The 26,481-nt window shown below is 33.4% G+C and carries 28 protein-coding genes; 10 read left to right on the plus strand and 18 right to left on the minus strand.

All coding sequences use genetic code 11. The annotated features are described in order from the left end of the window. The 15 genes from B0I03_RS05045 to B0I03_RS05115 all read right to left on the minus strand — a co-directional run. On the minus strand, positions 1 to 1,223 hold a 1,223-nt coding region (locus B0I03_RS05045), incomplete at its 3' end, for an RCC1 domain-containing protein (RefSeq protein WP_394338062.1). Between the two features lie 53 nt (positions 1,224 to 1,276). Continuing rightward, positions 1,277 to 6,178, minus strand: a complete 4,902-nt coding sequence (locus B0I03_RS05050; protein WP_181452346.1) for a PKD domain-containing protein — start codon at positions 6,176 to 6,178, stop codon at positions 1,277 to 1,279. 381 nt (positions 6,179 to 6,559) lie between these two features. After that, on the minus strand, positions 6,560 to 7,417 hold the full coding sequence (gene atpG / locus B0I03_RS05055; protein ID WP_026725480.1) for an ATP synthase F1 subunit gamma: 858 nt from the start codon (positions 7,415 to 7,417) through the stop codon (positions 6,560 to 6,562). A gap of 73 nt (positions 7,418 to 7,490) precedes the next feature. Then, a complete protein-coding gene (gene atpA, locus B0I03_RS05060) occupies positions 7,491 to 9,068 on the minus strand; it encodes a F0F1 ATP synthase subunit alpha (protein ID WP_111566380.1) in 1,578 nt (525 codons plus the stop codon). A 23-nt stretch (positions 9,069 to 9,091) separates the two neighbouring features. Next, positions 9,092 to 9,625 (minus strand): ATP synthase F1 subunit delta, encoded by a 534-nt coding sequence (gene atpH / locus B0I03_RS05065; RefSeq protein WP_111566381.1) that lies wholly within the window; start codon positions 9,623 to 9,625, stop codon positions 9,092 to 9,094. Positions 9,626 to 9,629: 4 nt separating this feature from the next. Continuing rightward, positions 9,630 to 10,130: a F0F1 ATP synthase subunit B gene (locus B0I03_RS05070; RefSeq protein ID WP_111566382.1), complete on the minus strand. Its 501-nt coding sequence runs from the start codon at positions 10,128 to 10,130 to the stop codon at positions 9,630 to 9,632. 90 nt (positions 10,131 to 10,220) lie between these two features. Next, positions 10,221 to 10,409: an ATP synthase F0 subunit C gene (gene atpE, locus B0I03_RS05075; protein WP_111566383.1), complete on the minus strand. Its 189-nt coding sequence runs from the start codon at positions 10,407 to 10,409 to the stop codon at positions 10,221 to 10,223. A gap of 36 nt (positions 10,410 to 10,445) precedes the next feature. Then, positions 10,446 to 11,588, minus strand: coding sequence for a F0F1 ATP synthase subunit A (gene atpB / locus B0I03_RS05080; protein ID WP_111566384.1), 1,143 nt, complete (start codon positions 11,586 to 11,588; stop codon positions 10,446 to 10,448). Between the two features lie 117 nt (positions 11,589 to 11,705). Next, positions 11,706 to 12,083 carry a hypothetical protein gene (locus tag B0I03_RS05085; protein WP_111566385.1) on the minus strand — a complete coding sequence of 126 codons (378 nt, stop codon included), beginning with the start codon at positions 12,081 to 12,083 and terminating at the stop codon, positions 11,706 to 11,708. 2 nt (positions 12,084 to 12,085) lie between these two features. Continuing rightward, positions 12,086 to 12,307, minus strand: coding sequence for an AtpZ/AtpI family protein (locus B0I03_RS05090; protein ID WP_111566386.1), 222 nt, complete (start codon positions 12,305 to 12,307; stop codon positions 12,086 to 12,088). After that, positions 12,307 to 12,666: a bactofilin family protein gene (locus B0I03_RS05095; RefSeq protein ID WP_111566387.1), complete on the minus strand. Its 360-nt coding sequence runs from the start codon at positions 12,664 to 12,666 to the stop codon at positions 12,307 to 12,309. The genes B0I03_RS05090 and B0I03_RS05095 overlap by 1 nt, the downstream gene beginning before the upstream one ends. 20 nt (positions 12,667 to 12,686) lie before the next feature. After that, a complete protein-coding gene (gene porW, locus B0I03_RS05100; RefSeq protein ID WP_111566388.1) occupies positions 12,687 to 15,311 on the minus strand; it encodes a type IX secretion system periplasmic lipoprotein PorW/SprE in 2,625 nt (874 codons plus the stop codon). A gap of 107 nt (positions 15,312 to 15,418) precedes the next feature. Further along, entirely contained in the window at positions 15,419 to 16,084 is a 666-nt protein-coding gene (locus B0I03_RS05105) for an aspartate kinase (protein ID WP_111566389.1), read from the minus strand. Between the two features lie 62 nt (positions 16,085 to 16,146). After that, positions 16,147 to 16,506 (minus strand): YraN family protein, encoded by a 360-nt coding sequence (locus B0I03_RS05110; RefSeq protein WP_111566390.1) that lies wholly within the window; start codon positions 16,504 to 16,506, stop codon positions 16,147 to 16,149. A gap of 17 nt (positions 16,507 to 16,523) precedes the next feature. After that, entirely contained in the window at positions 16,524 to 17,420 is an 897-nt protein-coding gene (locus B0I03_RS05115) for a S66 peptidase family protein (protein ID WP_245902948.1), read from the minus strand. A 155-nt stretch (positions 17,421 to 17,575) separates the two neighbouring features. Here B0I03_RS05115 and metG point away from each other — a divergent pair, with 155 nt between their 5' ends. Genes metG through B0I03_RS05140 form a run of 5 tightly spaced genes read left to right on the plus strand, consistent with a single transcriptional unit; the run spans position 17,576 to position 21,817 of the window. Then, positions 17,576 to 19,633 (plus strand): methionine--tRNA ligase, encoded by a 2,058-nt coding sequence (metG, locus tag B0I03_RS05120; RefSeq protein WP_111566392.1) that lies wholly within the window; start codon positions 17,576 to 17,578, stop codon positions 19,631 to 19,633. 9 nt (positions 19,634 to 19,642) lie between these two features. Beyond that, positions 19,643 to 20,326, plus strand: a complete 684-nt coding sequence (locus tag B0I03_RS05125; RefSeq protein WP_111566393.1) for an HAD family hydrolase — start codon at positions 19,643 to 19,645, stop codon at positions 20,324 to 20,326. 59 nt (positions 20,327 to 20,385) lie between these two features. Continuing rightward, positions 20,386 to 20,904, plus strand: coding sequence for a ferritin (locus tag B0I03_RS05130; protein ID WP_111566394.1), 519 nt, complete (start codon positions 20,386 to 20,388; stop codon positions 20,902 to 20,904). Between the two features lie 57 nt (positions 20,905 to 20,961). Next, a complete protein-coding gene (locus B0I03_RS05135; protein WP_111566395.1) occupies positions 20,962 to 21,144 on the plus strand; it encodes a hypothetical protein in 183 nt (60 codons plus the stop codon). Between the two features lie 49 nt (positions 21,145 to 21,193). Further along, the gene (locus tag B0I03_RS05140; RefSeq protein ID WP_111566396.1) at positions 21,194 to 21,817 is read left to right on the plus strand and encodes a chloramphenicol acetyltransferase; all 624 of its coding nucleotides are present in this window, start codon (positions 21,194 to 21,196) and stop codon (positions 21,815 to 21,817) included. A gap of 28 nt (positions 21,818 to 21,845) precedes the next feature. Here B0I03_RS05140 and B0I03_RS05145 read toward each other — a convergent pair whose 3' ends face one another. The 3 genes from B0I03_RS05145 to B0I03_RS05155 all read right to left on the minus strand — a co-directional run bounded on the left by B0I03_RS05145 (position 21,846) and on the right by B0I03_RS05155 (position 23,068). Further along, positions 21,846 to 22,283 carry an HRDC domain-containing protein gene (locus B0I03_RS05145; protein WP_111566397.1) on the minus strand — a complete coding sequence of 146 codons (438 nt, stop codon included), beginning with the start codon at positions 22,281 to 22,283 and terminating at the stop codon, positions 21,846 to 21,848. 7 nt (positions 22,284 to 22,290) lie between these two features. Further along, positions 22,291 to 22,614 carry a single-stranded DNA-binding protein gene (locus B0I03_RS05150; protein ID WP_111566398.1) on the minus strand — a complete coding sequence of 108 codons (324 nt, stop codon included), beginning with the start codon at positions 22,612 to 22,614 and terminating at the stop codon, positions 22,291 to 22,293. A 133-nt stretch (positions 22,615 to 22,747) separates the two neighbouring features. Then, a complete protein-coding gene (locus B0I03_RS05155; protein WP_111566399.1) occupies positions 22,748 to 23,068 on the minus strand; it encodes a single-stranded DNA-binding protein in 321 nt (106 codons plus the stop codon). A 211-nt stretch (positions 23,069 to 23,279) separates the two neighbouring features. Here B0I03_RS05155 and B0I03_RS05160 point away from each other — a divergent pair, with 211 nt between their 5' ends. The 5 genes from B0I03_RS05160 (at position 23,280) to B0I03_RS05180 (ending at position 26,439) form a co-directional block, all read left to right on the plus strand. Continuing rightward, positions 23,280 to 23,777 carry a DUF6265 family protein gene (locus tag B0I03_RS05160; RefSeq protein WP_245902951.1) on the plus strand — a complete coding sequence of 166 codons (498 nt, stop codon included), beginning with the start codon at positions 23,280 to 23,282 and terminating at the stop codon, positions 23,775 to 23,777. Between the two features lie 88 nt (positions 23,778 to 23,865). After that, complete coding sequence (locus B0I03_RS05165; RefSeq protein WP_111566400.1) at positions 23,866 to 24,216, plus strand: hypothetical protein; 351 nt, start codon at positions 23,866 to 23,868, stop codon at positions 24,214 to 24,216. Between the two features lie 8 nt (positions 24,217 to 24,224). Next, complete coding sequence (locus B0I03_RS05170; RefSeq protein ID WP_111566401.1) at positions 24,225 to 24,686, plus strand: hypothetical protein; 462 nt, start codon at positions 24,225 to 24,227, stop codon at positions 24,684 to 24,686. Then, positions 24,677 to 25,513: an SDR family oxidoreductase gene (locus B0I03_RS05175; protein WP_111566402.1), complete on the plus strand. Its 837-nt coding sequence runs from the start codon at positions 24,677 to 24,679 to the stop codon at positions 25,511 to 25,513. The genes B0I03_RS05170 and B0I03_RS05175 overlap by 10 nt, the downstream gene beginning before the upstream one ends. A gap of 2 nt (positions 25,514 to 25,515) precedes the next feature. Then, positions 25,516 to 26,439 (plus strand): DMT family transporter, encoded by a 924-nt coding sequence (locus B0I03_RS05180; RefSeq protein ID WP_111566403.1) that lies wholly within the window; start codon positions 25,516 to 25,518, stop codon positions 26,437 to 26,439. Positions 26,440 to 26,481: the final 42 nt, after the last annotated feature.

Consider the following 26,481-nt stretch of genomic DNA (forward strand, 5'->3'; position numbering starts at 1 on the left):
TAATCTAATGTTACTAAATCCTTAGCAGGATTAGGATACATCGTAAAAACATTTTCTTGTTGAAATTCATCAGTACTTAAGGTAGCACAAAGCCCTGTCATTAGGGTAGGAACATAAACAGGATTTCCAACAGTACCATTACCATATTGCCCCACTTGGTTATCTCCCCACGCCCAAACCGTACCATCTGATTTGGTAGCAATGGTAAATTGATCATCGCCAGAACCTCCAGAAACCACATCAACCCAGTCGGTATCAGTACCCACTTGAACAGGGCTAAATTGATTAGTGGTGTTACCTATTCCTAATTGTCCTACATCATTAAGTCCCCAAGCCCAAAGAGTACCATCAGGTTTAATTCCAAAGGATACTTTCCAACCAGCAAATACTTTAGACCAAGTGTCAGTACCAACTTGTCTTGGATACGAACGATATAATGAAGGAGACAAACCATCACCAGTTTGTCCATATTCACCCCCCCCCCAAGACCACAAGGTGCCGTTTGTCTTTAAAGCTAAAATATGGGCAGCGCCAACATGAATACTCGCCCAATCAGTATCAGAATTTAATTGTGTAGGGACACTTCTTGCCATAACGGTATTATCGGCTAACAAACCTGCAAGATTCAATCCCCAACCCCAAATAGTGCCATCATTTTTTAAGGCAAAGGCAGAGGCGGCCAAACTAGTTTCAATATCCACCCAATGATTGGCTGAACCAATTTGAATGGGGGTAAGTTGATTGGCACAACACGTATTATTCCCCATTTCATATTGATCATTTTGCCCCCAGCCCCAAATGGTACCATCTGTTTTTAAACCAATGGTCATATCAGTCGATGCCGAAATTTTTTGCCAATTAGTAGCGGTACCTATTTGTTGTAAGGTGGGGTTTACCTGAGTTGTTGAACCATTACCTAATAGTCCAAATTCACTATTTCCGATTCCCCAAAGCGTACCATTAGTTTTGATGAAAAATGCGTTGGCAACACCTGCAAATGTTTTATGCCAATCAGTGTCTGTTGATAACTGAAAGGGTATTGGATTAGTCATATTTGTATTGCCTAATTGACCAAAGGAACTATATCCCCAACCCCATAAAGTTCCATCTGATTTGATAGATACAACATGATAACCAGAACTTCTCAAACTAAATTCATCAAAACATTGACTAAAACCCGGAACTGTTACCCATAAAAAGAATAATGTAAATTTTTTAAGCATAATTTCTTAGTTTAAAAACAGGTACGCTAAAAGCGTACCTGTTTAAGGTTATTCTATTTAATAATTAACTTGTTTTGCCATAAGATAGTATCTGCTTGTTTTACAACTAACATATACATACCTGCAGGATAAGAGTCAATCGATAAAGTAACTTCCTTATCAGCCGAAGATAAGGCTTTTTTAGCAATATTTCTTCCTGTCAAATCATAAATTTCTAAGGTGGCACCCTCTAATTCTAGAGAGTAAGAAAGGGTTACGGCTGTAACGGCAGGATTAGGATAAAGACTAAAACTAGTTGGGTTAGAATTAACTTCATTCTTATCTACACTAGCTATTTTTCCAGTAGAATCACAACCTGCAACATCAACATCAAATTTAGTGATACACAATTCATAACCTTCTTTATAAGGTACTGTTCCTTGCAAAATCCAAGTCAATACACCTCCGTTAAAAGGACTTTGTGGTATTACCGTTACCTGAATTACGTTTTGTCCTGGTTGTAAGGTAAACGAAGAAGGGAGGAGTACTACTTGATTCGTCTCTTCACTCAATGTTACTTGATAAGGAATTGTCATACCACTATAAATAACAAGGGTATACGTGTAAGAACAATAAGGGGTGTCGTTTTTCTCTACATCCTTAATTTCAACACGTTCAATTTTACATTGATCACATTTTGTAGTAGAATAATGTAAAGGTTCCGATTCCAAAGAACATAACCCTGTATTTATAGTTAAGGTGTAATCGGCATCTTTTATCAAAGTATATGGATTAGCATATGAATTGGAACCATGAGCATCAGATTGCGCATCCATATTCCAACTCCAAGTTTTTAATGGCAAACTAGGGCCTATCAAATAATTGGTCTCAGTAGAACAGTCTGTATAACATCCCGTAGGAAAAATCCAAATATAATTCTCTGGATTTTTAGGTACATCAATTTGAGTCGATGCACTACAACCACCAGCTGTAGCAGTTACTTTATAAGGACCTCCTTCGGTTACAGTTATTGTAGATCCTGTAGCTCCATTAGACCAATTAAAAGTAGAACTTCCAACAGCAGTTGCTGTAAGTTTTATAAGATAAGGATTACAACTAATAAGTTGAGGGGTAATAGTTACATTCTGTGGTGGTTGTACCACAGTCAATACAATACTCGTGGTTTGACTACAACCTTGAGCAGTAGCGGTAACTTCTAAGGTGTGATTGCCTACAGTTAAACCAGAGAATACAGGAGTCAATTGATTACTCCAAGCGGTTTGTACTACACCGTCTAATTTCCATGTAAGAGTAGTAGCACTAGTAATTGCTTGCAAAGAAAAATCGTCTCCTGCACACATAGTAGTAGTGCCAACAACCTTAATGCTAGGAGGAGTAATAAACATTGGAGATACACGTGAAGGAGTATTGTATTTACATTCATCGACATTAAGTACACGTACCCAATAAGCACCGTTTACATCAGTGCTCCAAGTAGGAACCGCAGTGGTTGCAACAACCGTATTGCCATTCATCCATTGATATTGCGTAGCGGTACATTCACTTAACGAGCTACTTGGCACATAATGCATAGTAACCTCATTACCCATACAAACGGTAGCATTAGTAGTAGTAATATCACCTCCAAAACAAGGCTCAGGGACAGTAATATCTAGTGGAAAGGTTCGCTCGCAACCCGAGGCATTTTTAACTGTAACTTGAATATGATGTACTCCCGAACTTGTAAATACACGGGTAGGTTGCTGCATAGTGTTTTGTGCTTCATCATCGTCAAAATCCCATAAAAAAGTATATCCAGTTAAGGGTAATCCAGCAAATCCAAATCTTACAGGCGAATCATGGCAATCTAAACTAGATAGCAAAACAATATTCAAATCAGGAATAGGTTGTAAACTAACAGTTACAATTTTTTCACATTCTGGTTGTGCCACACCATCTACAAATCCATTTACCTTAATTTTAAATTGGTAATTACCTGCAGGTATATTTGTTAAAGTAGCAGAAGTAGATTGCCAAGCACCTCCATTATAGCTGTATTCAAAAGAATGGGAAACTCCTGTTGCAGCTGCATAATAGCTTGTTTGGTCAAATAAAGTTACGTTAAAAGTATTATCATTACCACATGCAGAAGAATAAGAAAGATTAGCTACATAAGGCACCGTAATTTTTTTATAGGTTTGTAATTTAGAAAGTTCACCATCGCACATATAAAAAGTGTTATAAAACGTATGGTAAATTCCAGGTGTTACTATTAATGTAGAACCTTGTGATACAACTGGAAATGAAATAGGGCCTATTACTGTAAAATCTTCTGATACAGGTAATGGGTTTGCAGTTCCAGTTAGATTTAAAAGTCCACATTGATTATTTGAATTATTTTGAACGATTGGTTCAGGACTTAATTCACAGACATCAGGTGGTCCACACTTTTGGATGATATATTGGTAATTTGAAGTATAAGTACATCCATTGGCATAAGTAGCAATAAAGAAATAAGTACCAAAACCTAAATTATTACTCATCCCAATTAGAAGTGTAGTGCTATTCCCTCCGTTTGAAGCTGGAATAGGATTAGATGTACTATTCAAATACCATTGAATGGTTGCTGCTGCACCTGTAGCAGCAGTTAATGTAGCATTGATATCATATTTACTACAAAACACATTCCCATTAGCACTAGATAACGAAGCAGTAGCCACTGGACTAGGTAATACTAAAATAGAAAAATTAGCAATATTTGTAGTACCAGTACAGCCATTAGGATTTACTATGTAGGCAGTTACAGGCATTAAAAGATTGGTTGTCCCGGTATTGCTGAATGTAAAAATTTGATTTAATGTCCCCACAACATCTCCATACCCAAAATTCCAAATAACGGAAGTTGTTGGATTAAAAGTATATCCTAAAGAAGTTATTGAAAAAGAGGCACCTTGACCACTACAAATGGTGGTATCTCCCGAAATGCTAATCTCAGGAATACCTAAAATAGTAATAGGTATAGAAACGGTTTCCGTTAGAGTACATTTAGTAATAGTAGCAATCAAATTCACTATAGTGGTAGTGTTAGTGTGATTCCAATTCACACTAATTTGATTGGTATTTTGTCCAACAGAAACACTCCCTAACGATGGATCAGATATACTCCAAACTACGTTGTCATAATCAGTATATAAAGTAGAAATACCTAAATTATTCAACTGAAACGTACTTACCGAATTGGCACAAACCGAGGTTAAGGCTCCTACAATTTCTGCATTAATTTCTTGAATAGTAACTGGTAAAACTAATGGGTCTGAATAACAAGCAACAGGTGCATAGACTTCACTTCTAACTTCAATACTAGGAGGCAATGAACCCGTAAAGGTTACATTAACTTGATTACCAACATTGGAACCTAAAAATGTTCCATTTGTTATACTCCAAACATAAGTAGCTTGAGGATCTGGATTTTGAACACTGTAAGTGTAGGGACTATTTGGACATATTACAGTTGATCCATTTATTCCTTGTGGCACAGAAGGCTTAGCAATTACGGTAATTATTTTCTGCTCTCCAGCACAATATCCCGCACGTTCTGCATTTAAAATATAACTGCCACTTTGGTTAAAATTATAAGTAAAATTTATACTATTAGCTAAAGTATAAACAGGAGTGCCTGAATTAGTGGTTAATGTCCAATTAACTTGAAGACCATCAGTAGTAGTGTAAACAGGCGAAATGTACTGACATACATTATCTTCTCCAGTAATTTCTAAAGGTTTTGAAATAAATATTTCAAATTCTGCTTGACCTCCACAATGCAAAAGAGTGTTCATGTAAGTAGCACGTAAAGTAATAGCACCTGATGTATAAGGAGTAACAATTACTTCATTTCGTTGATCTGTTAGGATGATTTCGCCTAAATTATTATTAACATTTCCAACAATTTCCCACTGAATGTCTGTTGTAGGCCATTGTGGTAATTTGTATCTTCCTTGTCCTTTATAACAAATGTCTGTTGGCCCTTGTATGGTTCCATTTGTTTGAATTACGGGTATCTTAATAGTAGTAGGTTCAAGACAATCTAAGTTACATTCACTAGGATTAAAAGTTACATAACCAAAACCATGCTCGTCAACTGCATTCCATAAAACCTCAATATTTCCTCCTCCTTCAGACAATACTTGCCCTCCAATTACCGACCAATTAAAATGTTCGTGACAAATTTCCATCCCATCAAAAGGCAAAGAATAAATTGAAGATTGTCCCTCACAAATAACAGTAGGACACGAAATTTCGAATCCTCTACCTTTTACTATAAATTTTAATATATAGTCACTCGTACAATTACATTCATTAGTTACAGTTAAAACAGCTTTATATTCTCCATCTTCAGTAAAAACTAAGGAAGGCTGAAAAGCCGATGAAGTGGTTACTGTACCTGTTGTTCCATTTTCAATTACCCATGAATAACTTATTAGACTAGAACCATTATTTGCAGAAGATAAATTAATAAAATTAATCGCTTGATCTCTACATACGAATATGTTTTCATTTGGCGAATATTGCCCTAAAGGGGCAATTTCAAATAATGCAGTAGGAATAATAATTTTTTCTATACATAGTGTTTTAGAAATGATCGTACTTCCCGATACTATTGTAAATGAAACAGAACCTGTACCTACAGCACCCCAACTAACAGTACAAGAAGTGTTGTTAGCACTTGAAACAACTCCTCCCCCTGCATTCCATGTTGTAGTAGCACCTGCAGGTAAATTGGTTAAAGTATAGTGAACAACACTTTTTTCACACATCCGAATACATTCCGAATCGCCTATATCTTCGATATAAACTTTTTTTCTATCATCATAATCATAAGTTTGGCAACCTACTTCTTTGTCCCACGAAATAGAAATTGCTGAGGAAGATTGTCCATAACTAAAGAATGATAGAAAGTAAATAAAAAAAATGAACATCCAATTCTTGGATTTCAATTGACACCTAAATGCCAAATAACTAAATAGTTGTGTTTTCATACGTAAGATATTTCTTCAAATTTAAAGAAATACCATAGGTGAGTTGCTGTAGTTTTTCTGCATATTTAACCTATAATTAAAGTTATTTATAAAGCAAAACAGTATTGTAGAAAATCCTTTAAAACAAAAAAAGCCCCAGTAAATTGGGACTTCTTTTATATATGTTAACTATAATTTGGATTTTCTTAATAAAAATATTCAATGTATTTGAGCTATTTTATACTTGATAAATAAATTTAAATCAATAATTATTCATTCTCCAAAATATAAAACAAAAAAGTCCCGAATAAATCGGGACTTTTTATAATATCTAAATTAAAATTAGTTGTTCAAAGCTTCTGCTCCACCAACGATCTCAAGGATTTCATTTGTAATAGCTGCTTGACGTGCTTTGTTGTATGTTAATTTTAATTGGTCTCTTAATTCTGTAGCGTTATCGGTTGCTTTATGCATTGCTGTCATACGTGCTCCGTGTTCTGCTGCAAATGAATCTCTAATTGATTTGTATAATTGTGTTTTTAATGATTTTGGAATCAATGTCAACACAATTTCTTCTTTAGATGGTTCAAAAATATAATCAGAAGCTACTACTTCACCACCAACAATTGGAGCTAAAGGTAAAAACTGCTGTGTTCTTACAATTTGAGTCGCAGCATTTTTAAATTCGTTATAAACGATTTCGATTTTATCGTAATCACCTTTCACAAATTTATCCATTAATTGTTGTGCAATATCAGAAGCATTTTCGAAAGTTAATTTGTCAAAAATAACATTGTTAACTTCGATTACGTTGTTTGTTTTACGCAAAACGTCGTTTCCTTTTTTACCAATAGCAAAAATATCTACTTGTTTTCCTGCATACGTATCAGCAACTGCTTTTGCTTGTTTAATTACATTGGTATTAAACGCACCACACAAACCTCTGTTTGAAGTAATTGCAACGATAAGTACTTTATTTACTTCTCTTTGAGCTGTAAAAGCACCACCAACTTCTCCTTCAAGGGTTGCACTTAAGTTTTGTAATAGCTCAGTAAGTTTTTCTGCATACGGACGCATAGCTGTAATAGCATCTTGCGCTTTTTTTAATTTTGCAGCAGAAACCATTTTCATCGCCGATGTAATTTGCATCGTAGATGAAACAGAAGTAATCCTATTACGTATTTCCTTTAAGTTTGCCATGTTTTTATAGTAATTAGTAATTAGTGAATAGTAATTAGCTCTTCACTAATTACTATTCACTTTTCACTGAAAATTAATTATATTTTGCTGAAATTTCTTTCGCTACTTTTTCTAAAACGTCAGTGATAGCGTCATCAAACTTACCTGCTTTAAGTGCGTCTAATGTATCTCTGTGTTTTGCATTTAAGAACTCTAAGTAATCTTTTTCGAATTCTTTTACTTTATCAACTGGTACATTTCTTAACAAGTTTTTAGAACCTGCATAAATGATAGCCACCTGATCTTCTACTGTAAAAGGAGAGTTTAAACCTTGTTTTAAGATTTCAACGTTTCTCTTACCTTTTTCAATTACGTTTAAAGTAACCGCATCTAAGTCAGAACCGAATTTCGCGAAAGCTTCTAACTCACGGAATTGAGCTTGGTCTAATTTTAATGTACCAGCAACTTTTTTCATTGATTTGATTTGTGCATTACCTCCAACACGAGATACCGAAATACCTACGTTAATTGCAGGACGAACTCCAGAGTTGAATAAATCACCATCTAAGAAGATCTGTCCGTCAGTAATCGAAATTACGTTTGTTGGGATATATGCAGATACGTCACCTGCTTGCGTTTCGATAATTGGTAACGCTGTTAACGAACCACCACCTTTAACAATTCCTTTGATAGAATCTGGTAAATCGTTCATGTTTTTAGCGATTTCGTCGTTGTTAATTACTTTACAAGCTCTTTCTAATAAACGAGAGTGTAAGTAGAAAACGTCTCCAGGATAAGCCTCACGTCCTGGTGGTCTTCTTAATAATAAAGATACCTCACGGTAAGCTACAGCTTGTTTAGATAAATCATCATAAACAATTAAAGCTGGACGACCAGAATCTCTAAAATACTCACCAATTGCAGCACCTGCCATAGGAGCATATACTTGCATTGGAGCTGGATCAGAAGCATTTGCAGCAACAATAACCGTATAAGCCATTGCACCTTTTTCTTCTAACATTTTTGCGATTCCTGCTACAGTTGAAGCTTTTTGCCCAATTGCAACATATATACAGAATACAGGTTTTCCTGCATCGTAAAATTCTTTTTGATTTAAGATGGTATCAATACAAACTGTTGATTTACCAGTTTGACGGTCACCAATAACCAACTCACGTTGACCTCTACCAACTGGAATCATAGCATCAACTGCTTTTACTCCTGTTTGTAATGGTTCAGTTACGGGTTGACGGAAGATAACTCCAGGAGCTTTTCTTTCTAATGGCATCTCGTATAACTCACCACCGATTGGACCTTTACCATCAATTGGGTTACCTAAAGTATCTACAACACGACCTACCATTTGCTCTCCTACTTTAAGAGAAGCAATACGTTGTGTTCTTTTTACTGTAGAACCTTCTTTGATTCCTGTTGATGGTCCTAAAAGTACCACCCCAACATTGTCTTCTTCTAAGTTCAATACGATAGCTTCTAATCCGTTTTCGAATTGTACTAACTCTCCGTATTGAGCGTTTGATAATCCGTAAACACGAGCGATACCGTCTCCAACTTGAAGTACTGTTCCAACTTCTTCTAACGATGCACCAGATTCAAAACCTGATAATTGTTGTTTTAATATTGCTGAAATTTCAGCAGGTTTAATTTCCGCCATTTTGATATATCTTTAATGGTATATTAATTACTAAACTCTCTTTTTAAATTTTGCAATCTGCTTGACACAGATGCATTGTATTGTTTGTCACCCATCCTTAAAATAAATCCTCCAATGATAGCTGGATCTACAATATTTTGAATGGTAATATTTTTATTTGAAAACGATGCAATTTTTGCCAATACTTTAGCTTCTAACTCAGGCGTAATTGGGAAAGCGGTAGTTACCTTTGCAATCTCAATTCCGTTAAGTTCATCGTATAAAGCATTGAACTGTAAAGCAACATCATTTAATAATTCAAATCTTTTGTTTACTAAAAGCAATTGAAATAATCCTTTTGTCTCTTTTTGAGCAGAAGCAAAAATTTCGTTTAAAGACGAAAATTTAATTTCACCTTTAACAACTGGGCTTTGCAAAAAGTCTTTTAACTCAGCACTTTCTTTAATTGCATTAGCAATAGCAGTCATGTCTGAATTTACAGCTTGTGTGCTGTTGTTCACTTGGGCAATGTCCAAAATGGCTTTAGCGTATCGAATTGCTGCTCTAGTTCCTGCCATGATATTAGTTTAATTTAGCGTCACCTAACATTTTCTCAACTAATTTAGTTTGAGCTTCTTTGTTAGATAATTCTCCTTTTAATAATGTCTCAGCAATTTCTAATGACAAAGAAGAAACTTGATTTTTCAATTCTGCCATAGCTGCATTTTTCTCACTTTCGATTGTTGCTTTCGCAGATTCAATCATTGCTGCTCCTTGAACTTGTGCTTCAGATTTAGCATCAGCAATCATTTTTTCTTTGATTTCTCTTGCTTCTTTAATCATCAAGTCTCTTTCAGCTCTAGCTTCAGCTAATAATTTTTCATTATCAGACTTCAAGTTTAACATATCTTTTTTAGCGTTTTCAGCCGCTAATAAAGCGTTAGAAATTCCTTCCTCACGAGCTACAATTGAATTCATGATAGGTTTCCATGCAAATTTAACCATTAATACGATTAATATTAATAAGATAATAGCTTGCCAGAAAAATAGTCCGAATGAAAAATCGTTAATTAATTTCTCCATGTTTTGAAAAATATATGTTTAAATAGTACTTTCTTTTTAAAAGCAGTACCTGTAACCAACCGTTACAGATACTGTTTTTTTCTTTCTTTATTATTTTCCTAAGATTAAAGCAGCGAATGCTAAACCTTCTAATAAAGCAGCGATAATAATCATCGCTGTTTGAATTTTACCAGCAGCTTCTGGCTGACGCGCGATAGCGTCCATTGCAGAACCACCAATTTTTCCTAAACCTAAACCTGCACCGATTACTACTAAACCAGCTCCAATTAAATTGTACATAATAATTGATTTATAAAATTAAACAATACTCAAATTTTAATGATGATCATCGTGATGATGATCTTGAACTGCCATACCAATAAATAATGACGACAACATTGTAAAGATAAAAGCTTGTAGGAATGCTACTAAAACTTCGATAATTGAAATGAACAATGTTAATCCTAATGATATAGGTAAGTCAGCTGCTAAATTTTTTCCAACGAAAATCATTGCAATTAAACTCATGATTACAACGTGACCCGCTGTAATGTTTGCGAACAAACGAATTAATAATGCAAATGGTTTTGTTAATGTTCCTAAAATTTCAATTGGCATTAAGATAATCTTCATTGGAACCGGAACACCTGGCATCCAGAAAATGTGCATCCAATAATCTTTATTAGCACTAAACTGTGTAATAAAATAAGTGAATAACGCCAAACAAATAGTTACCGCAATATTACCTGTAACGTTGATTCCTAGTGGAGTCATTCCAAGTAAGTTTAATAACCAAATTAAGAAAAACACAGTTAATAAATAACCCATGAATTTTCTGTATTTTTTCTCCCCAATATTTGGGATAGCAATTTCGTCTCTGATGAATAAAATAAGTGGCTCTAACACTCTACCGAATCCTGTTGGGATTGGTCCTTTTTTGTATGATTTAGCTAAACCAATAAACATAAACAACAACAAAGCAGAAGTAAACAACATTGATACTACATTTTTCGTAATTGAAAAATCTAATGGTTTTGCATTTGTTGGATGATGGTGCTCGTCATAACTAATAGTTCCAGCAGTATCTGTTTTATAAATTTTTCCGTGGTATAATTTGTAGAAATTTCCATCAACTTCAGCTACAGTTTCTCCGTGGTGAAATTTAGAAGATGAAAATACTTTTAAACCATTATCAATTAAAATAACTGGCAATGAAAACCCATAATGTTTACCTTCTTTTTCATCTGAGAAAAAAGTAAAATCGTGAGAATCCTGTAAGTGATGTTGAATGTACGCATCTACTTTAGCTTTCTTGTCCTGAGGTTCAGCAGCTTCTCCGTGATTAGCATCAGTCGCAACATGAACTTCATGAGCTTCTTTTTTAACTGAATCATTAGAAACATTAGCAAAACTAAATAAAGGCAATATCGCGATTGCGATTGTTGCTATTACATGAAGTGGTTTTCTTGAAATCACCATATTGATTATATTCTAAAATTTTGGTCCTAAAAATTTTTGCAAAAGTACAACTTTAATTAATATTCCAAGTTTCAAAAATATTTTTTTTTGAATATTTAATGATTTTTTTGCCTCAAATTACTTTTTGTTTAGCAATCTTATTGTAAAATAGACATCTAGACTTAAAAAAAACAGAAAAGTAATGAAAAAATTAATTTTGTTTGTTTCAAGCATTACCTTATTTTGAAATAAATATTCGGTAGCAAAAAAATAACTAATCCCTACTTTTAAAGTTGATAATCCTAAAAAAGCAAAACCTAATTGCTCTTTAGCGGTTTCATAAATTTTAATCATTGCTAATAAAATAGCCAATGTCATTATAAACTGTAAAGCATATGACATTAAAAAAGGCGTTGTGTCAATCTTATTTAAAAAAGTAGCTATTCCAAACTGAATTAGAAAAAAAACGATTGAAATTAATAAAGCTTGAACAGTTACGGGTAATTTTTTTAACATCTTTACTTATTATTATTTAATTGATTTACTTGTTTGATTACATTATATAGCGCTACAAAAACTCCAAGAAGCGTAATTCCTTTTAGAAAATAACCTTCAGGATTTGGATATTTTTCATCGAGCCAACCACCAAGATACGAAAAACCAAAAATAATCAATCCCATTTGAAATGGGATATTAATTAGTGCTAACCACTTATTGGATTGTTTTTTATTGGATTCCATTATTTGACTTGAGTTCTCATTTCGCAACTAGCTTCAAATCTGGCTCCAGGTTCTACAGCAAGTTTTCCAACAATTACTTCTCCTGTTATATGTGCTTTTGATTTTACATTTAGCATTCCTTCAGCTTGTAGCTTTCCTGAAAAAACACCTTCGATATCGATACTTTTACAAACAATATCACCAATGACCTCTCCTATTGGTCCAATTACAATTTTTCCTTCGGAAGTGAAATTTCCTTTCAGTTTTCCATCTAAACGAAAGTCTGCTAAAGTAGTGATGTCTCCTGTAATAGTAGTTCCTTCTACTATTCTATTTGTTTTGCCTAATAAATGATCTTGATTCTTAACTTTTTCAAACATATTAATAGGGATTTGGGTTCTTATTTATTTAACAAAATCCATTCTTCCAACTTCTTTTTCATTTGTACAATCTTGTAATCCTCAGTTGAAATAATGTAAACTTTGTCTGTTAGTTTGTAATTTTTATGCAATTGTAATACCGATAATACTGATATCGCAGCATCTTTATTGTCAAAACCATGAATGACAATAAAATTATCAGTTAAAGTATAAATATCTTCAGATGATTTCAATGCCACTGCATTAGTATCTTTAATGTATTTCGCTACTTTATCTGTTAGATTTTTAACCTCTTTTCCGTAAGGATACGTTTTAGGGAAGATAATTTTGTAACTCGTTGGCTGTGCTAATCCAAAATCAAGCGCTTCAATTAACGGCATTTCGGTTTGTACCATTTTTTCGGCTTGTTTTCCTTCTTCGGCATTTGGATAAGTTAAGGCTACAAAATTTAGAGCTTTTTTATATTCTTCAACCCCTTTTAATCTTCCTGCAACTTTAGCTTTTAGCATTTCAAATTTAGGAAGCGATTCTTCTCCGGCAAATTTAAAAATAGCTTCATCTACTTCTACAAAAACTTCTCTCAGCTGATTGTTTTCAAACTTCTTGTATAATGTATTGAATACAATTTCTGGGTTATCGCTATCGGTAACTTCAACTTCTGGATTGTTTAATATTTGGGCATAACGACTATCAGGATATTTTGCTAAAATTTGTTGCTTCATATCAGTTGCTTTTGAAGGCGAAATTTGCTGATATATTTTGTACAAATTGTACATCGCCGGAAGCACCAAACGTTCTTCGGGTTTGTTCTTCAATAATTGCTCTAAGCGAGAAGCCGCTAATTCGTATTCTTTGAATTTTTCCTTATAAATTAATCCTAACTGATAATACGCAAAGTTTCTATCTTTTGCCAAACTATCAATTAATTTTTGGTCTGTTGGAATTTGAGCCAAATAAAATTGCGGATCGTATTTTGGATTTAATTCTTCTTTATCTAAAATATCTTTTTGGTCAAGTGAAAGACTATCAGTATTTTCATTATCAGTATTTTTTAATCCACTAGAAGACAATCTCCAATTATCACTTAATGGACGTTTCCCCCATCTGGATTGAAACTCTTTTTTTCCAAACTCTACCGCTACTGGATTATAAAAATAGAAGTTGCTATTATCTGCTCCCATTCCTGGAGGTAATATTGATGGGCCCGCAATATCCATGCTTTGAACATCTTTTTTACCAGATATATTTACATTTTTATCGTTAGTTCCTGGAGTGTTAAGACTGGCCTGAATATTTGCTTCTTTTTCTGCTTTTTCAGCCGCTATTTTAGCCTTTTTCTCGTCTTCAATTTTTAATTTAGCTATATAGTTTTCGTAGTATGTTTTTCTATCTAAATCATTCATTGCAACAACATTTAATATACTGTCATTTTGTTGTGCAATGGTTTCATACTTAATAACATCTTCTAAATTATCTCTTTTTTTCTTAATCTTACGATATTCTCTAGTTTTATCGTTTAATCGTAATAAAGTACTATCGTAATATTTACCAGCTGTTTTGTATTGGGCTTCTTTAAAATAAATTTCTCCAATATTTCTATAGTTTGATGAAATCAAATAACTGTCTTGAGAAACTGATTTTATCGATTTATTATAGTAAAATTTTGCTTTTTCATTTAAACCTTGTTTGTCATAAAAAATTCCCATTTGATGATGTAAAATATCTAAATAAGGACGATTTTCTCTATCTTCTAAAAGTTTATTGAACTTTTCAACAAAAGCTAACGTATCGCCTTTTTTATAATCAAATTGAAGCGCTTGTTTTGCATGGGATTGAATAACGTATCGTCTTGGCGATTTTCTATTCATCTCTATTACTTCCTGAAATGCAGCATAAGCACTATCTTGATAATTTAGGCTTTCATATAATTGTCCTAAAATAAAAGTATAACGTGCTTTTTCTTCATTATTTTTTGTAGCTTCTTTTGCTACTTTTAATGAAGCAATTGCGGTATCTTTAACCTGAACATTCATGTAAGCTTGCGCCAACATAGCGTTTGCATCAGCTAAATCTTGTCCTTCAATTTTTTTATCTTTTAAAAGTAATTTAAGATTTTTGATAGCAACATCTTCATTATCCAATCGAATGTTTACTTTTTCACGCCATACTTTAGCATGATAAATGCGATCACTTAATGGATATTTATACAAAATATAATTTAACGACTCTAGTGAAGGAATAAATCGATTGTCATAGTAACGCGCTTTGGCAAGTAACAAATAAGCTTCATCCATTTGTGGATTTTTCTCAGTACCCGCAATATTCATAGAGTGTTTTTGAATGGCTTTTACTGCTTTTTCTTCGGCACGCTCAAAATTTTGATTTTTTGTTTGACCTGGCAGTAAAGCGTCTTCATTATTTGGCATTCGCTCAACAGGTAAAATCTCCCAAAAATTATCTTGATAAGTGGTTTTTAATTCCTCTAACCCTTTATCTAATGCAATATTTCCGTTATATAAAACGTTGTATTCTGTAGTGACAGCGTGAAAATTTCGGTTAATAAACTTATCTTTTTTAACAGAACAGGCTATTAAAAAAAACAAAAAACCTACGACAAGAGAGTATTTAAATATAGTGCTTTTCAATGTAAAAACGTTTTTGTACTTAAACTACTAAAATCACTTTTTAGTATGTATAGAATGGTAAAAATACGTTTCTTTTTTTGATGTGAAAAAAAATAGGAGATTTTTTATTAATCAAATACATTTTTTAGGTCTTTTATTACCTTAAATGCTACATCAATTTGATCATCACTAACTATAATTGTAAATTCATTTGTAGTTGAAATTACTTCATGAATGATAATTCCTTCCCAAGCCAATCTTTGAAAAATATAGTAATAAACCCCTGGAGTTGAAATGTTTTCTTGCGGTAATTTAACTGTTATTGAAGATAAATTTTCAATTTTATGAGTTAACTTCTCGTTTTTAAAAATAGCTTCCACCATTGGTTCAATCGAAGTACTCGTAACAATATTGGTTTCATTTACACCACGAGACGAAGTGTAAAAAATATCTTGTTGCTTATTAATTTCAGAAATTAGTTTAGCTTGATTATCTAAAAGTGTATCCGAAATTACGTAAGTAAAATCTGTTAACGAAGAACGAACTGTGATTTCGCCAATATTCTTTAAAACTTTTGAAATTTTATAGTTGATTTTGAAATCTAATTCTTCAGAAAGTCTTTTTAACGACATTACAACGGCACCTTGTTTTACATCTTTTCCTAGATGCATTTCCAATTCTGGCATCATAATGCGAGCTAAAGATGTTAAATTGATAATGCCTTGCGAAAGTGAACTCAATAAAAAAGGCTTAGATTTGATGTATTGTTCTACTACAGAGGATATAGTTTTCATGCTTTTAGTTGTTTGTTTGGCGCAAAGATAAAAACAAAAAACAAATTGTTATAAATTTAACATTAAAAATAATAAAATGCTTCTTCAATATGTTCTATAACAAAATCAGATTTTTCTTTATGAATTGCAACGATATCAAATCGAACTTCTACATCTAAATCATTTTGGATAACGTATTCATTAACAGCTTTTACTAATAATTGAATTTTCTTAGGTTTTACAAAATCTTGAGGCAGACCAAATTCAATACTCGAACGCGTTTTTACTTCTACAACAGCTAGTATTCCATTTTTTTGGGCAATAATGTCGATTTCGGCTTTATCAAAAACCCAATTCGTTTCCAAGATTTCGTAGCCGTTTTTTTCTAAGAAATCAACCGCTAATTCTTCTCCAAATTTTCCTAAATCGTTATGTTCTGCCATTTTTCAATGTGTCAATTTTAATGAAATTGAAGTTTAATTTCTTTGTCGTTCACTTCAAAATCAACTTGCTTTCCAAGAATCAATGTTCGATTGTCTTTTTGATGTCCCGCTGGAAATTCAAAAGCAATTGGAATGTTGTATTCTTTGGCAATCGCAGTAATAATTTGTACTTCGTTTTGCCCGAACGGAATTTCGTTATCGTGCATATCAGCCATACTTCCTACAATAATTCCTTTTACATTTTCGAAATAACCGTTGCGTTTTAAATTGTACATCATTCTATCGATGTGATACAAATATTCATCCAAATCTTCAATGAAAAGAACTTTTCCTTTCGTATCAATCGATGATTTTGAACCTAATAAACTATATAAAATCGATATATTTCCTCCTACTAATTCACCCGAAGCTTTTCCTTTTACATCATATGATTTTGATGGAATTGTATAGGAAATAACTTCTCCAAAAAGCGCTTTTCGTAACGTTTCTTTCACTTCTTCTGGTGCTTTTGGAACCGTAAATGGCATAATTGAATGTAATGTAGCAACTCGTTCCACGTTCAACTGACTGTGCAAAACCGTAACATCAGAAAATCCCATAATCCATTTTGGATGCTTTTTGAATTTGATAAAATCTAACGAATCGATAATTCTAACCGTTCCATATCCACCACGCGCGCACCAAATCGCTTTGATATTATCGTCGTCCATCATTTCTTGAAAATCGGCAATTCTTTCGGCATCGGTTCCGCCCAATTGACAACTATCTAAACCTATGGTTCTGCCTAATTTGGCTTTTAATCCCCAAGATTCTAATAATTCAATAGCGGGTTTTGCATCTTCTGGAAAAAATTTACGGGCTGTACAAACAATAGCAACTGTGTCGCCTTTTTTTAGATAAGGTGGAATTTTCATTTTCTTTTGCGAATGAGAAAAGTTTGAAATTAAAATAAGTATCAAAATAAATCTATACATCGTCAGATTTTATTAACTCAAAAGTAAACAAAATCCAATTAAAATTCGGGATTTCGTCACTAATCGATTATTTTTGCATCAAATTTTATGATAATATGTTAGAAAATCCGAAAAGATATACGATTACTGCGGCTTTACCTTATACAAATGGCCCAATTCACATTGGACATTTAGCAGGTGTTTATGTTCCTTCTGATATTTATGCAAGATATTTGCGTTTGCAAGGAAAAGATGTGGCTTTCATTTGCGGAAGTGACGAGCATGGTGTGGCGATTTCAATGAAAGCGAAAAAAGAAGGTATCACACCACAACAAGTAATTGATAAATATGACGGAATTATTCGTCAATCGTTTTTAGATTTCGGAATTTCTTTTGATAATTATTCTAGAACTTCTGCCGAAATTCATCATAAAACGGCTTCGGAATTTTTTAAAAAATTATACGATAACGGTGATTTCATCGAAGAAACTACCGAACAATTATACGATGCAAAAGCTGACCAATTTTTAGCTGACCGTTTTGTAACCGGAACTTGTCCAAAGTGCGACAATCCTGAAGCTTACGGCGATCAATGTGAAAAATGTGGTTCGACTTTAAATGCTACCGATTTAATTAATCCAAAATCGACAATTACTGGCGAAACTCCAATTTTAAAATCAACGAAACACTGGTTTTTACCTTTAAATCGCTACGAATCGTTCTTAAGAGAATGGATTTTAGAAGGTCACAAAAACGATTGGAAACCAAATGTTTACGGACAAGTAAAATCATGGGTTGATGGTGGTTTAGAACCAAGAGCCGTAACACGTGATTTAGATTGGGGAATTGATGTTCCAGTTGAAGGTGCCGAAGGAAAAAAATTATACGTTTGGTTTGATGCGCCAATTGGCTACATTTCGTCTACCAAAGAATGGGCGGCTCGCGAAGGAAAAGATTGGGAACCGTATTGGAAAGATGCAGATACAAAATTGGTTCACTTCATCGGAAAAGATAATATCGTTTTCCATTGTATTATTTTTCCAGCGATGTTAAAAGCAGAAGGAAGTTATATTTTACCAGATAATGTTCCAGCAAATGAATTTTTAAATTTAGAAGGAAATAAATTATCGACTTCTAAAAACTGGGCAGTTTGGTTACACGAATATTTACAAGATTTCCCAGAAAAACAAGACTCGTTGCGTTATGCTTTAACAGCAAATGCACCAGAAACTAAAGATAACGACTTTACTTGGAAAGATTTTCAAGCAAGAAATAATAATGAATTAGCGGCGATTTTTGGAAATTTCATCAATCGTGTTGTGGTGTTAACCAATAAATATTACACCGGAATTGTTCCAGCTCCAAACGAATTTACAGAAGTTGACGAACAAACATTAGCCGAATTAAAAGCGTATCCAGCCGTAATTTCAAGTTCGATTGAACGTTATAGATTTAGAGAAGCGTTAGGAGAATTAATGAATGTGGCTCGATTAGGAAACAAATATTTAGCGGATGAAGAACCATGGAAAATGGTAAAAGAAAATCCGGCAAGAGTACAAACACAAATGTATGTGGCGTTGCAAATTGCTTCTGCATTAGCGGTTTTATCAGAACCATTTTTACCTTTCACGGCTAAAAAGTTATCGAATATTTTAAAAATAGATGCGTTAGGTTGGAACGATGTAACTACTAAAACGGATTTGTTACCAGCTGGACATCAAATTGGTCAAGCCGAAATTTTGTTTGCCCAAATTGAAGATGCCGAAATCCAAAAACAATTAGACAAATTAGAAGCAACTAAAACCGCAAATAAAGTCGAAAACGCAAAAGCTGAACCACAAAAAGAAACAGCTTCGTTTGAAGATTTTGCCAAAATAGATTTACGAATTGGAACCATCATCGAAGCAGAAAAAATGCCAAAAGCTAATAAATTGTTAGTATTAAAAGTAGATACTGGAATTGATGTAAGAACTATCGTTTCTGGAATTGCTGAGCATTTTACACCTGAAGAAGTAATTGGAAAACGCGTAACGGTTTTAGTAAATTTAGCACCAAGAGCTTTACGCGGTGTAGAAAGTGAAGGCATGTTATTGTTAACGAATAACGCAGAAGGTAAATTGGTTTTCATAAACCCAGATACGGAAGGTGTGATTAATGGCGCGATGATATCTTAATACAAAAATATGAGTCCAAAAATAATCGCTTTCGACGCTGACGACACTTTATGGCACAACGAACCTTATTTCGATGAGGCGCAAGAACGTTTTTGTGTGTTGTTTCAAGATTATGCTTCGAGTCAGGAAATTTTGGGATTGATTTTGAATCATCAGGTGAAAAACTTGCCTTTGTATGGTTTCGGAATCAAAGCATTTACCTTGTCGATGATTGAAACCGCTTTACAATTAACCAATCATCAAATATCCGGAAAGGGAATTGAGCAAATTTTAGCTATTGGAAAAGATTTATTGCAAAAACCGGTCGAATTATTACCAAACGTAGAATCCGTTTTGGAACAGTTGAAAGGAAAATATAAATTGGTCGTTGCCACAAAAGGCGATTTAAAAGACCAACACAGAAAATTACACGATTCTGGAATTGGACCATATTTTCACCATATTGAAGTATTGAGTGACAAAGCCGAATTAGACTACGAAAAAATGTTAGGTCGTTTGGATTGCAAACCTGAAGATTTTCTAATGATTGGAAATTCATTAAAATCGGATGTATTACCTGTTTTGAACATTGGCGGACATGCAATTCACATTCCGTATCACACTACTTGGGAATACGAGAAAATTGATTTTGAGATCAAACACGAAAATTTCAAATCATTCGCCTCCATCGAAGAAATCTTAACAATTGTATAAGATTTTTCATTTGTTGGAACTCATTTTATTTTCTTAACTTTACGAAAATTCAAAGAAATATGTTGACAAATAATATCGCAAATGCTTTAAACAAGCAAATTAGAATAGAAGCCGAATCTTCACAAATCTATTTATCAATGGCTTGTTGGGCTGAAATTCAAGGCTTAGAAGGCGTTGCACAATTCATGTACAATCAGTCTGACGAAGAGCGTTCGCACATGCTAAAATTGGTAAAATATGTAAACGAAAGAGGTGGTCATGCCGAAATCACCGATTTAAAAGCTCCAAAAACCAAATTTGGAACTTTCAAAGAAATGTTTGAAGAATTATACGAGCACGAATGTTTTGTTTCAAATTCTATCAACGAATTAGTTCATACAACGCTAACCGAAAAAGATTACGCTACTCACAATTTCTTACAATGGTATGTAGCGGAACAAATTGAAGAAGAAGCACAAGCTAAAACTATTTTAGATAAAATTAATTTAATTGGAGAAGACCGTGGCGGATTGTACTTATTTGACCGTGATATTCAACAATTAGCAGTAACTAGTTCGATTTCAATAAATCCGCAGTAATTTTTATTTAGAATATTTAAAAATAATATTATCTTTGCAGAGTCAAATGAATTTCTGATGAGCAAAGAAGAGAAAAAGAAGGACAAAAAGAAAAAGAAGAAGCAAAAACAACAACTTCTTTTAGCCGATATAAAAATTGCAGAAAACTGCAAATCAAAATGTTGTGGCAAATTTGAAAAAGGCGAACACAAACGCTGTAAACGTTGCCCAATGTTTGATTTAATTAAAAAAGCATCCTAAACCTTCTCCTTAACCGAGAAGGTTTAGTGTTTTATAACCATACATTATCTTGAAAACAAAAATTGATTTAAACAACTGGAACCGAAAAGGACATTTGGAATTTTTCTCAGCTTTCCAAGAACCTTTTTTCGGAATTACAACAACCATTGATTGTACGATTGCTTATGAAAAAGCGAAAACAATGCAAATTTCATTTTTTGTATATTATCTTCATAAGACTCTTGCAGCGGTAAATCAAATTGAAAATTTTAGATACAGAATCGAAGGTGAAGATGTGTTTCTATACAATGAAATTGACGCTTCTGCTACTATTATGAGAGATGATAAAACGTTTGGATTTTCATTTATGAAATTTCATGAAGACATTCACGAATTTAATAAAATTGTCCAAAAAGAAATTGAAAGAATCCAAACGACATCAGGGATTTTAACGAGAGAATATCCTGAAAATATTATTCATTTTTCGGCTGTTCCATGGATAAATTTCACAGGTTTGACACATTCAAGAAACTTTGGTGTTGCCGATAGTTGTCCGAAAATTTCTTATGGAAAACTAGTTGAAGAAAATGGAAAGAAATCGATGGCGCTTTCAGTTACAGCGCATCATGGGTTAATTGATGGTTATCACATAGGCTTGTTTATCGAAGCATTACAAACCGAATTAAATAAATAAACCACCAACTTTCGCTGGTGGTATTTTCTCAAACTGCATTCAAAATTGCTAAAACATCTTCTCCGAACTTCTCTGCTTTTTGTTTCCCGAAACCTTTGATTTGTTGTAATTCATCTAAGTTGCTAGGCTTATACATGGCTAAATCGATTAATTCTGAATTGTGACAAATCATAAACTTTTTCAATTTCAAAGCTTCCGCTTTTTCGTTTCTCCATTGATTCAAATACCCGTAAACTTGTTTGTCTTTCGAATTCAAATCTTCATAAGATTTTCGTTCTAATCGTTGTGGTTTTTCTTGTTCTTCTGATTCAAAATGAACAATAACCGACCAATGCGCATCATTACTTTCCATAAATTGCGTACTCGATTTTTTAAACGTAACCGTATTCAAAAAAGCATTCAATTGTTGTTGGTCGTACTCCAAAAATGCGTTATCCAAACGGATTGAAAATACTCTAACTTGCATAACATCCTTATTTACCAATTAACAAAATTTCGTTTGCAATTACTTCTGTAACATAGCGTTTATTTCCGTCTTTGTCGTCGTAACTTCTATGGGTTAACTTACCTTCAATACCGATTTCTTTGCCTTTGGTTACAAATCTTTCGATAATGTCGGCTGTTTTGCCCCAAGCCGTTACTCGGTGCCATTGCGTTTGTTCTACTTTGTCACCGTTTTCGCGATAATACACTTCGTTTGTAGCGATGCTGATGTTTGCTAATTTTTTTCCTCCTTCAAGGTTTTTGATTTCTGGTTCTTGACCAACGTGTCCGATTAATTGTACTGAGTTTTTCATGGCGTATAAATATTTAATGTTTGTGTTTATTTAATTTTTTGGAACACAGATTTATGAAATTGGAATAATTTAAAAAATCTATGTGTTGAACTTGATTTTTGAATTTGTCCCGAAGCTTAGGGATTGAACTTGATTATTTACTCAATAGAAGCAATTCATTCGCAACCACTTCTGTAATATAACGTTTGTTTCCGTCTTTGTCGTCGTAACTTCTGTGAGTTAATTTACCTTCGATGGCTACATGACTTCCTTTGGTTAACAATTTTTCTACAATGTCAACAGTTTTTCCCCAAGGGGAAACTCTATGCCATTCGGTTTGTTCTACTTTTTCGCCTTTGGCGTTGGTGTAATTTTCATTCGTAGCGATAGTGAAGTTTGCTACTCTTCCAGATTCTAAGTTTTTAATTTCTGGTTCTTGTCCTACGTGTCCGATTAATTGTACTCTGTTTTTCATGGCGTGTAAAAATTTAAATAATTAATAAAATTGATTTTTGAAATTGAACTTGCTATTGAATTTTGCTTTCGTTCATTTCGACAGTGCAAAGATGTGGCAAGAAAAAAACGTTATTCGGTAATTAGCTATTTAATATCGGTTGTAAATATTTGTAAGCGTTTGTAAATGGAAATTATTTTTGTATATTCGCTTAAACTATAAGACTTTACAGATGAAAAAATCACGCTTCAAAAAAAGTATTTATTTTTTACTTTTTATTTGTTCGTTTAGTGTATTTGCACAAAACACCTTGAATTATAACGATGAAAAAGGTTCTCCAAAAGCCACTTTACAAGATGTAAAATGGATTGTAGGTAATTGGACAGGCGAAGCATTAGGTGGCATTTGTCAAGAAACATGGAGTGAACCCATTGGAAATTCGATGATGTTTAGTTTTAAATTAGTCGTTGACGGAAAAGTTGTTTTTTATGAATTGGGACACATTATTGAAAAAGAGAAAACACTTTTATTACAACTAAAACACTTCGATGGTGAATTAAAAGGCTGGGAAAAAGCAGAAGTAAGCGAAAATTTTAGATTGGTAAAAGTCACCCCAACACATGTGTATTTTGACAAATTTACGTTTGAGAAAATTTCGGATAACGAGATTAATCTTTACGTAGTTTTCGAAGATAGTGGAAAAGAAATGAAGTTTAATTTTAAGAAGTAACCTGAGAGGTTTTCAAAACCTTGTAGGTTTAAAATTAACATAAATACCTACAAGGTCAAAAAGACCTTGCAGGAAAACAAAATAAGTTATGAGTAAAACCTGTTTAGAATGTGGCGATAAAATAATCGGTCGTGAGGACAAAAAGTTTTGTTCGGATGGCTGTCGCAATGCGTACAACAACAAAATGAACAAAGATCAGAACAATCTGATGCGCAACATTAACAACAAATTGCGTAAGAATTACCGTATTTTGTGTGAACTCAACCCAGAAGACAAAGGAAAAACTACGAAAACTAAATTACTTAGTAAAGGTTTCGATTTTGAATTTTTCACAAGTATGTTACAAACCAAAACGGGTAACACCTATTTCTTTTTGTACGACCAAGGTTATCGCGCTTTGGAAGATGATTTTTATATGTTGGTGAGGAAAGATAGTTAAGAAAATAGATGAAAGAAGAAAGAGAAAAGAAAAGTTATTCCACTTTTTTGAAAGAAAATGAAGGGAAGATTATGTTAGCAATAACAATTATCTTTATTTCCCTAATTATGATTTATTCAAATATTAACGAAAAAGAATATTATAAAAAGATTAATGATTTTCAAGGTAAAACCGTTGGAAAAGTTTACAGTATAAGACTTGGAAAGAGTAGTTATTTAAAATACTATTTTCATGATAATGACAAAAAATATTATTCAGAAGCAAGATATTCAGAATATACATTTGACAATTTTGGAAAATATTATCGTGTGATTTTTAATGAGAAAAATCCAAGTGAAAACCACATATATTTAAACAAAGAAATTAAACCAGATTCAATCGCATTAACTAAAGCTGGCTTTAAATATGTTATTTATTACGATTACGATATTCCAACAAATACCTACATAAAAAAACACAAATGGGAATAAAAATCTCCATACTCGGCTGCGGTTGGCTGGGTTTACCTTTAGCCAAATCATTGCTTGCAAAAGGTTACGAAGTAAAAGGTTCTACAACTTCGGAAAGTAAATTAGAAGTGTTGAAAAATGCTGGAATTTTGCCTTTCCAAATTCAATTGGAGGAACATCAAATCATTGGAACAATTGAAGATTTTCTGAAAGAAACCAATGTTTTAGTGATTGATATTCCACCAGGATTGAGAAGAGAAACTTCGACTTCTAACGAAATGACATTCGTAAATAAAGTAAAAACATTGATTCCGTTTATCGAAAAATCAGGCATTCAGAAAGTTATTTTTGTGAGTTCGACTTCGGTTTATGGTGATGGTTTCCCAATTGTTGAAATTACGGAAGAAACACAACCCAATCCCGATACCGAAAGTGGCAAACAATTAGTAATTTCCGAATCACTTTTACAATCAAATCCGCATTTTAAAACTACCGTAATTCGTTTTGGTGGTTTGCTTGGCGATGATCGTCATCCCATGAAATTTCTAGCAGGAAGAACGAACGTGGAAAATCCTGATGCGCCTGTGAATATGATTCAAAGAGAAGATTGTATTGGAATTATTGAAGAGATACTGAAACAAGTTCAGCATGACAATTGGGAATGGAATCAAACCTTCAATGCTGCCGCACCTCAGCATCCAACACGTAAAGCATATTATCACAAAAAAGCTGAAATATTCAATTTGCCATTGCCTACCTTTACGGAAGATTCGGAATCGAAAGGCAAAATTATTTCTAGTGAAAAAGTGGAAACGATTTTAGGCTATTCGTTCCAAAAAGAAATTTAGTAATGGCGTATTTTAGCGTATTTCACAATTACATCAAGCAAAAGAAAAATGCAATTGGTTTACCCATTTTAGCATTAATTTGGATTAGCTTTTTCTGGGGAACTACTTGGATTGCTTCCAAAGAAGGCGTCAAACACATGCCGCCGATGCAATTGGTAGCGCTGCGTCAACTTTTTGGCGGATTGTTATATTTAATCTATTTCTTAATCAAAAAACATCCTTGGCCAAACAAACGACAATGGCGTACAATTTTGGTTTTGAGCGTTTTGAACTTCATGCTGAGTAACGGTTTGAGTACTTGGGGCGTGAAATATATTTCTAGTGGTTTGGGTGCGATTATTGGTTCTATTTTTCCACTTTGGATTGTAATCATCAGTTTGTTTCGCGGACAAAAAACATCTTGGAAAGCCGTTGTAGGTTTAATTGTTGCTTTTGGTGGTATTTGCGTTATTTTCTACGATTACCTTAACGATTTCTTAGAACCTGAATTCCGATTTGGAATTTTACTTTCGGTAATTGCTACGTTTACTTGGGCATTATCTTCGATTTATATCAAAGAAAACAAGACGAATTTCAATCCGTATTTTAGTTTGGGATTACAAATGTTGATTTCGAGCGTTGTGATTTCGAGTGTAATTGGATTCAATGGCACTTCGGTTCCAATGAGTGAAATTCCAGCAATTTCTTGGTGGTCGATTGGTTATTTGGTGGTTTTTGGTTCGGTGTTGACGTTTATTGCGTTTATTTATGCGTTAGAAAATTTACCAACAGAAATCAGCAGTTTATATGCTTACATCAATCCGATGGTGGCGTTGTTTTTTGGCTATTTATTGTTTAATGAACCTTTAACGACTGCTATTATCATTGGTGGAACAATAACAATTATTGGACTTTATTTAGTGAATCGAGCGATTAAGAAGAAATAGTTTTTACCACAGATTAAAGGATTTTCACAGATTGAGTTCCTT

Source organism: Flavobacterium aquaticum (assembly GCF_003259835.1).
GTDB classification, from domain to species: Bacteria; Bacteroidota; Bacteroidia; order Flavobacteriales; family Flavobacteriaceae; genus Flavobacterium; species Flavobacterium aquaticum.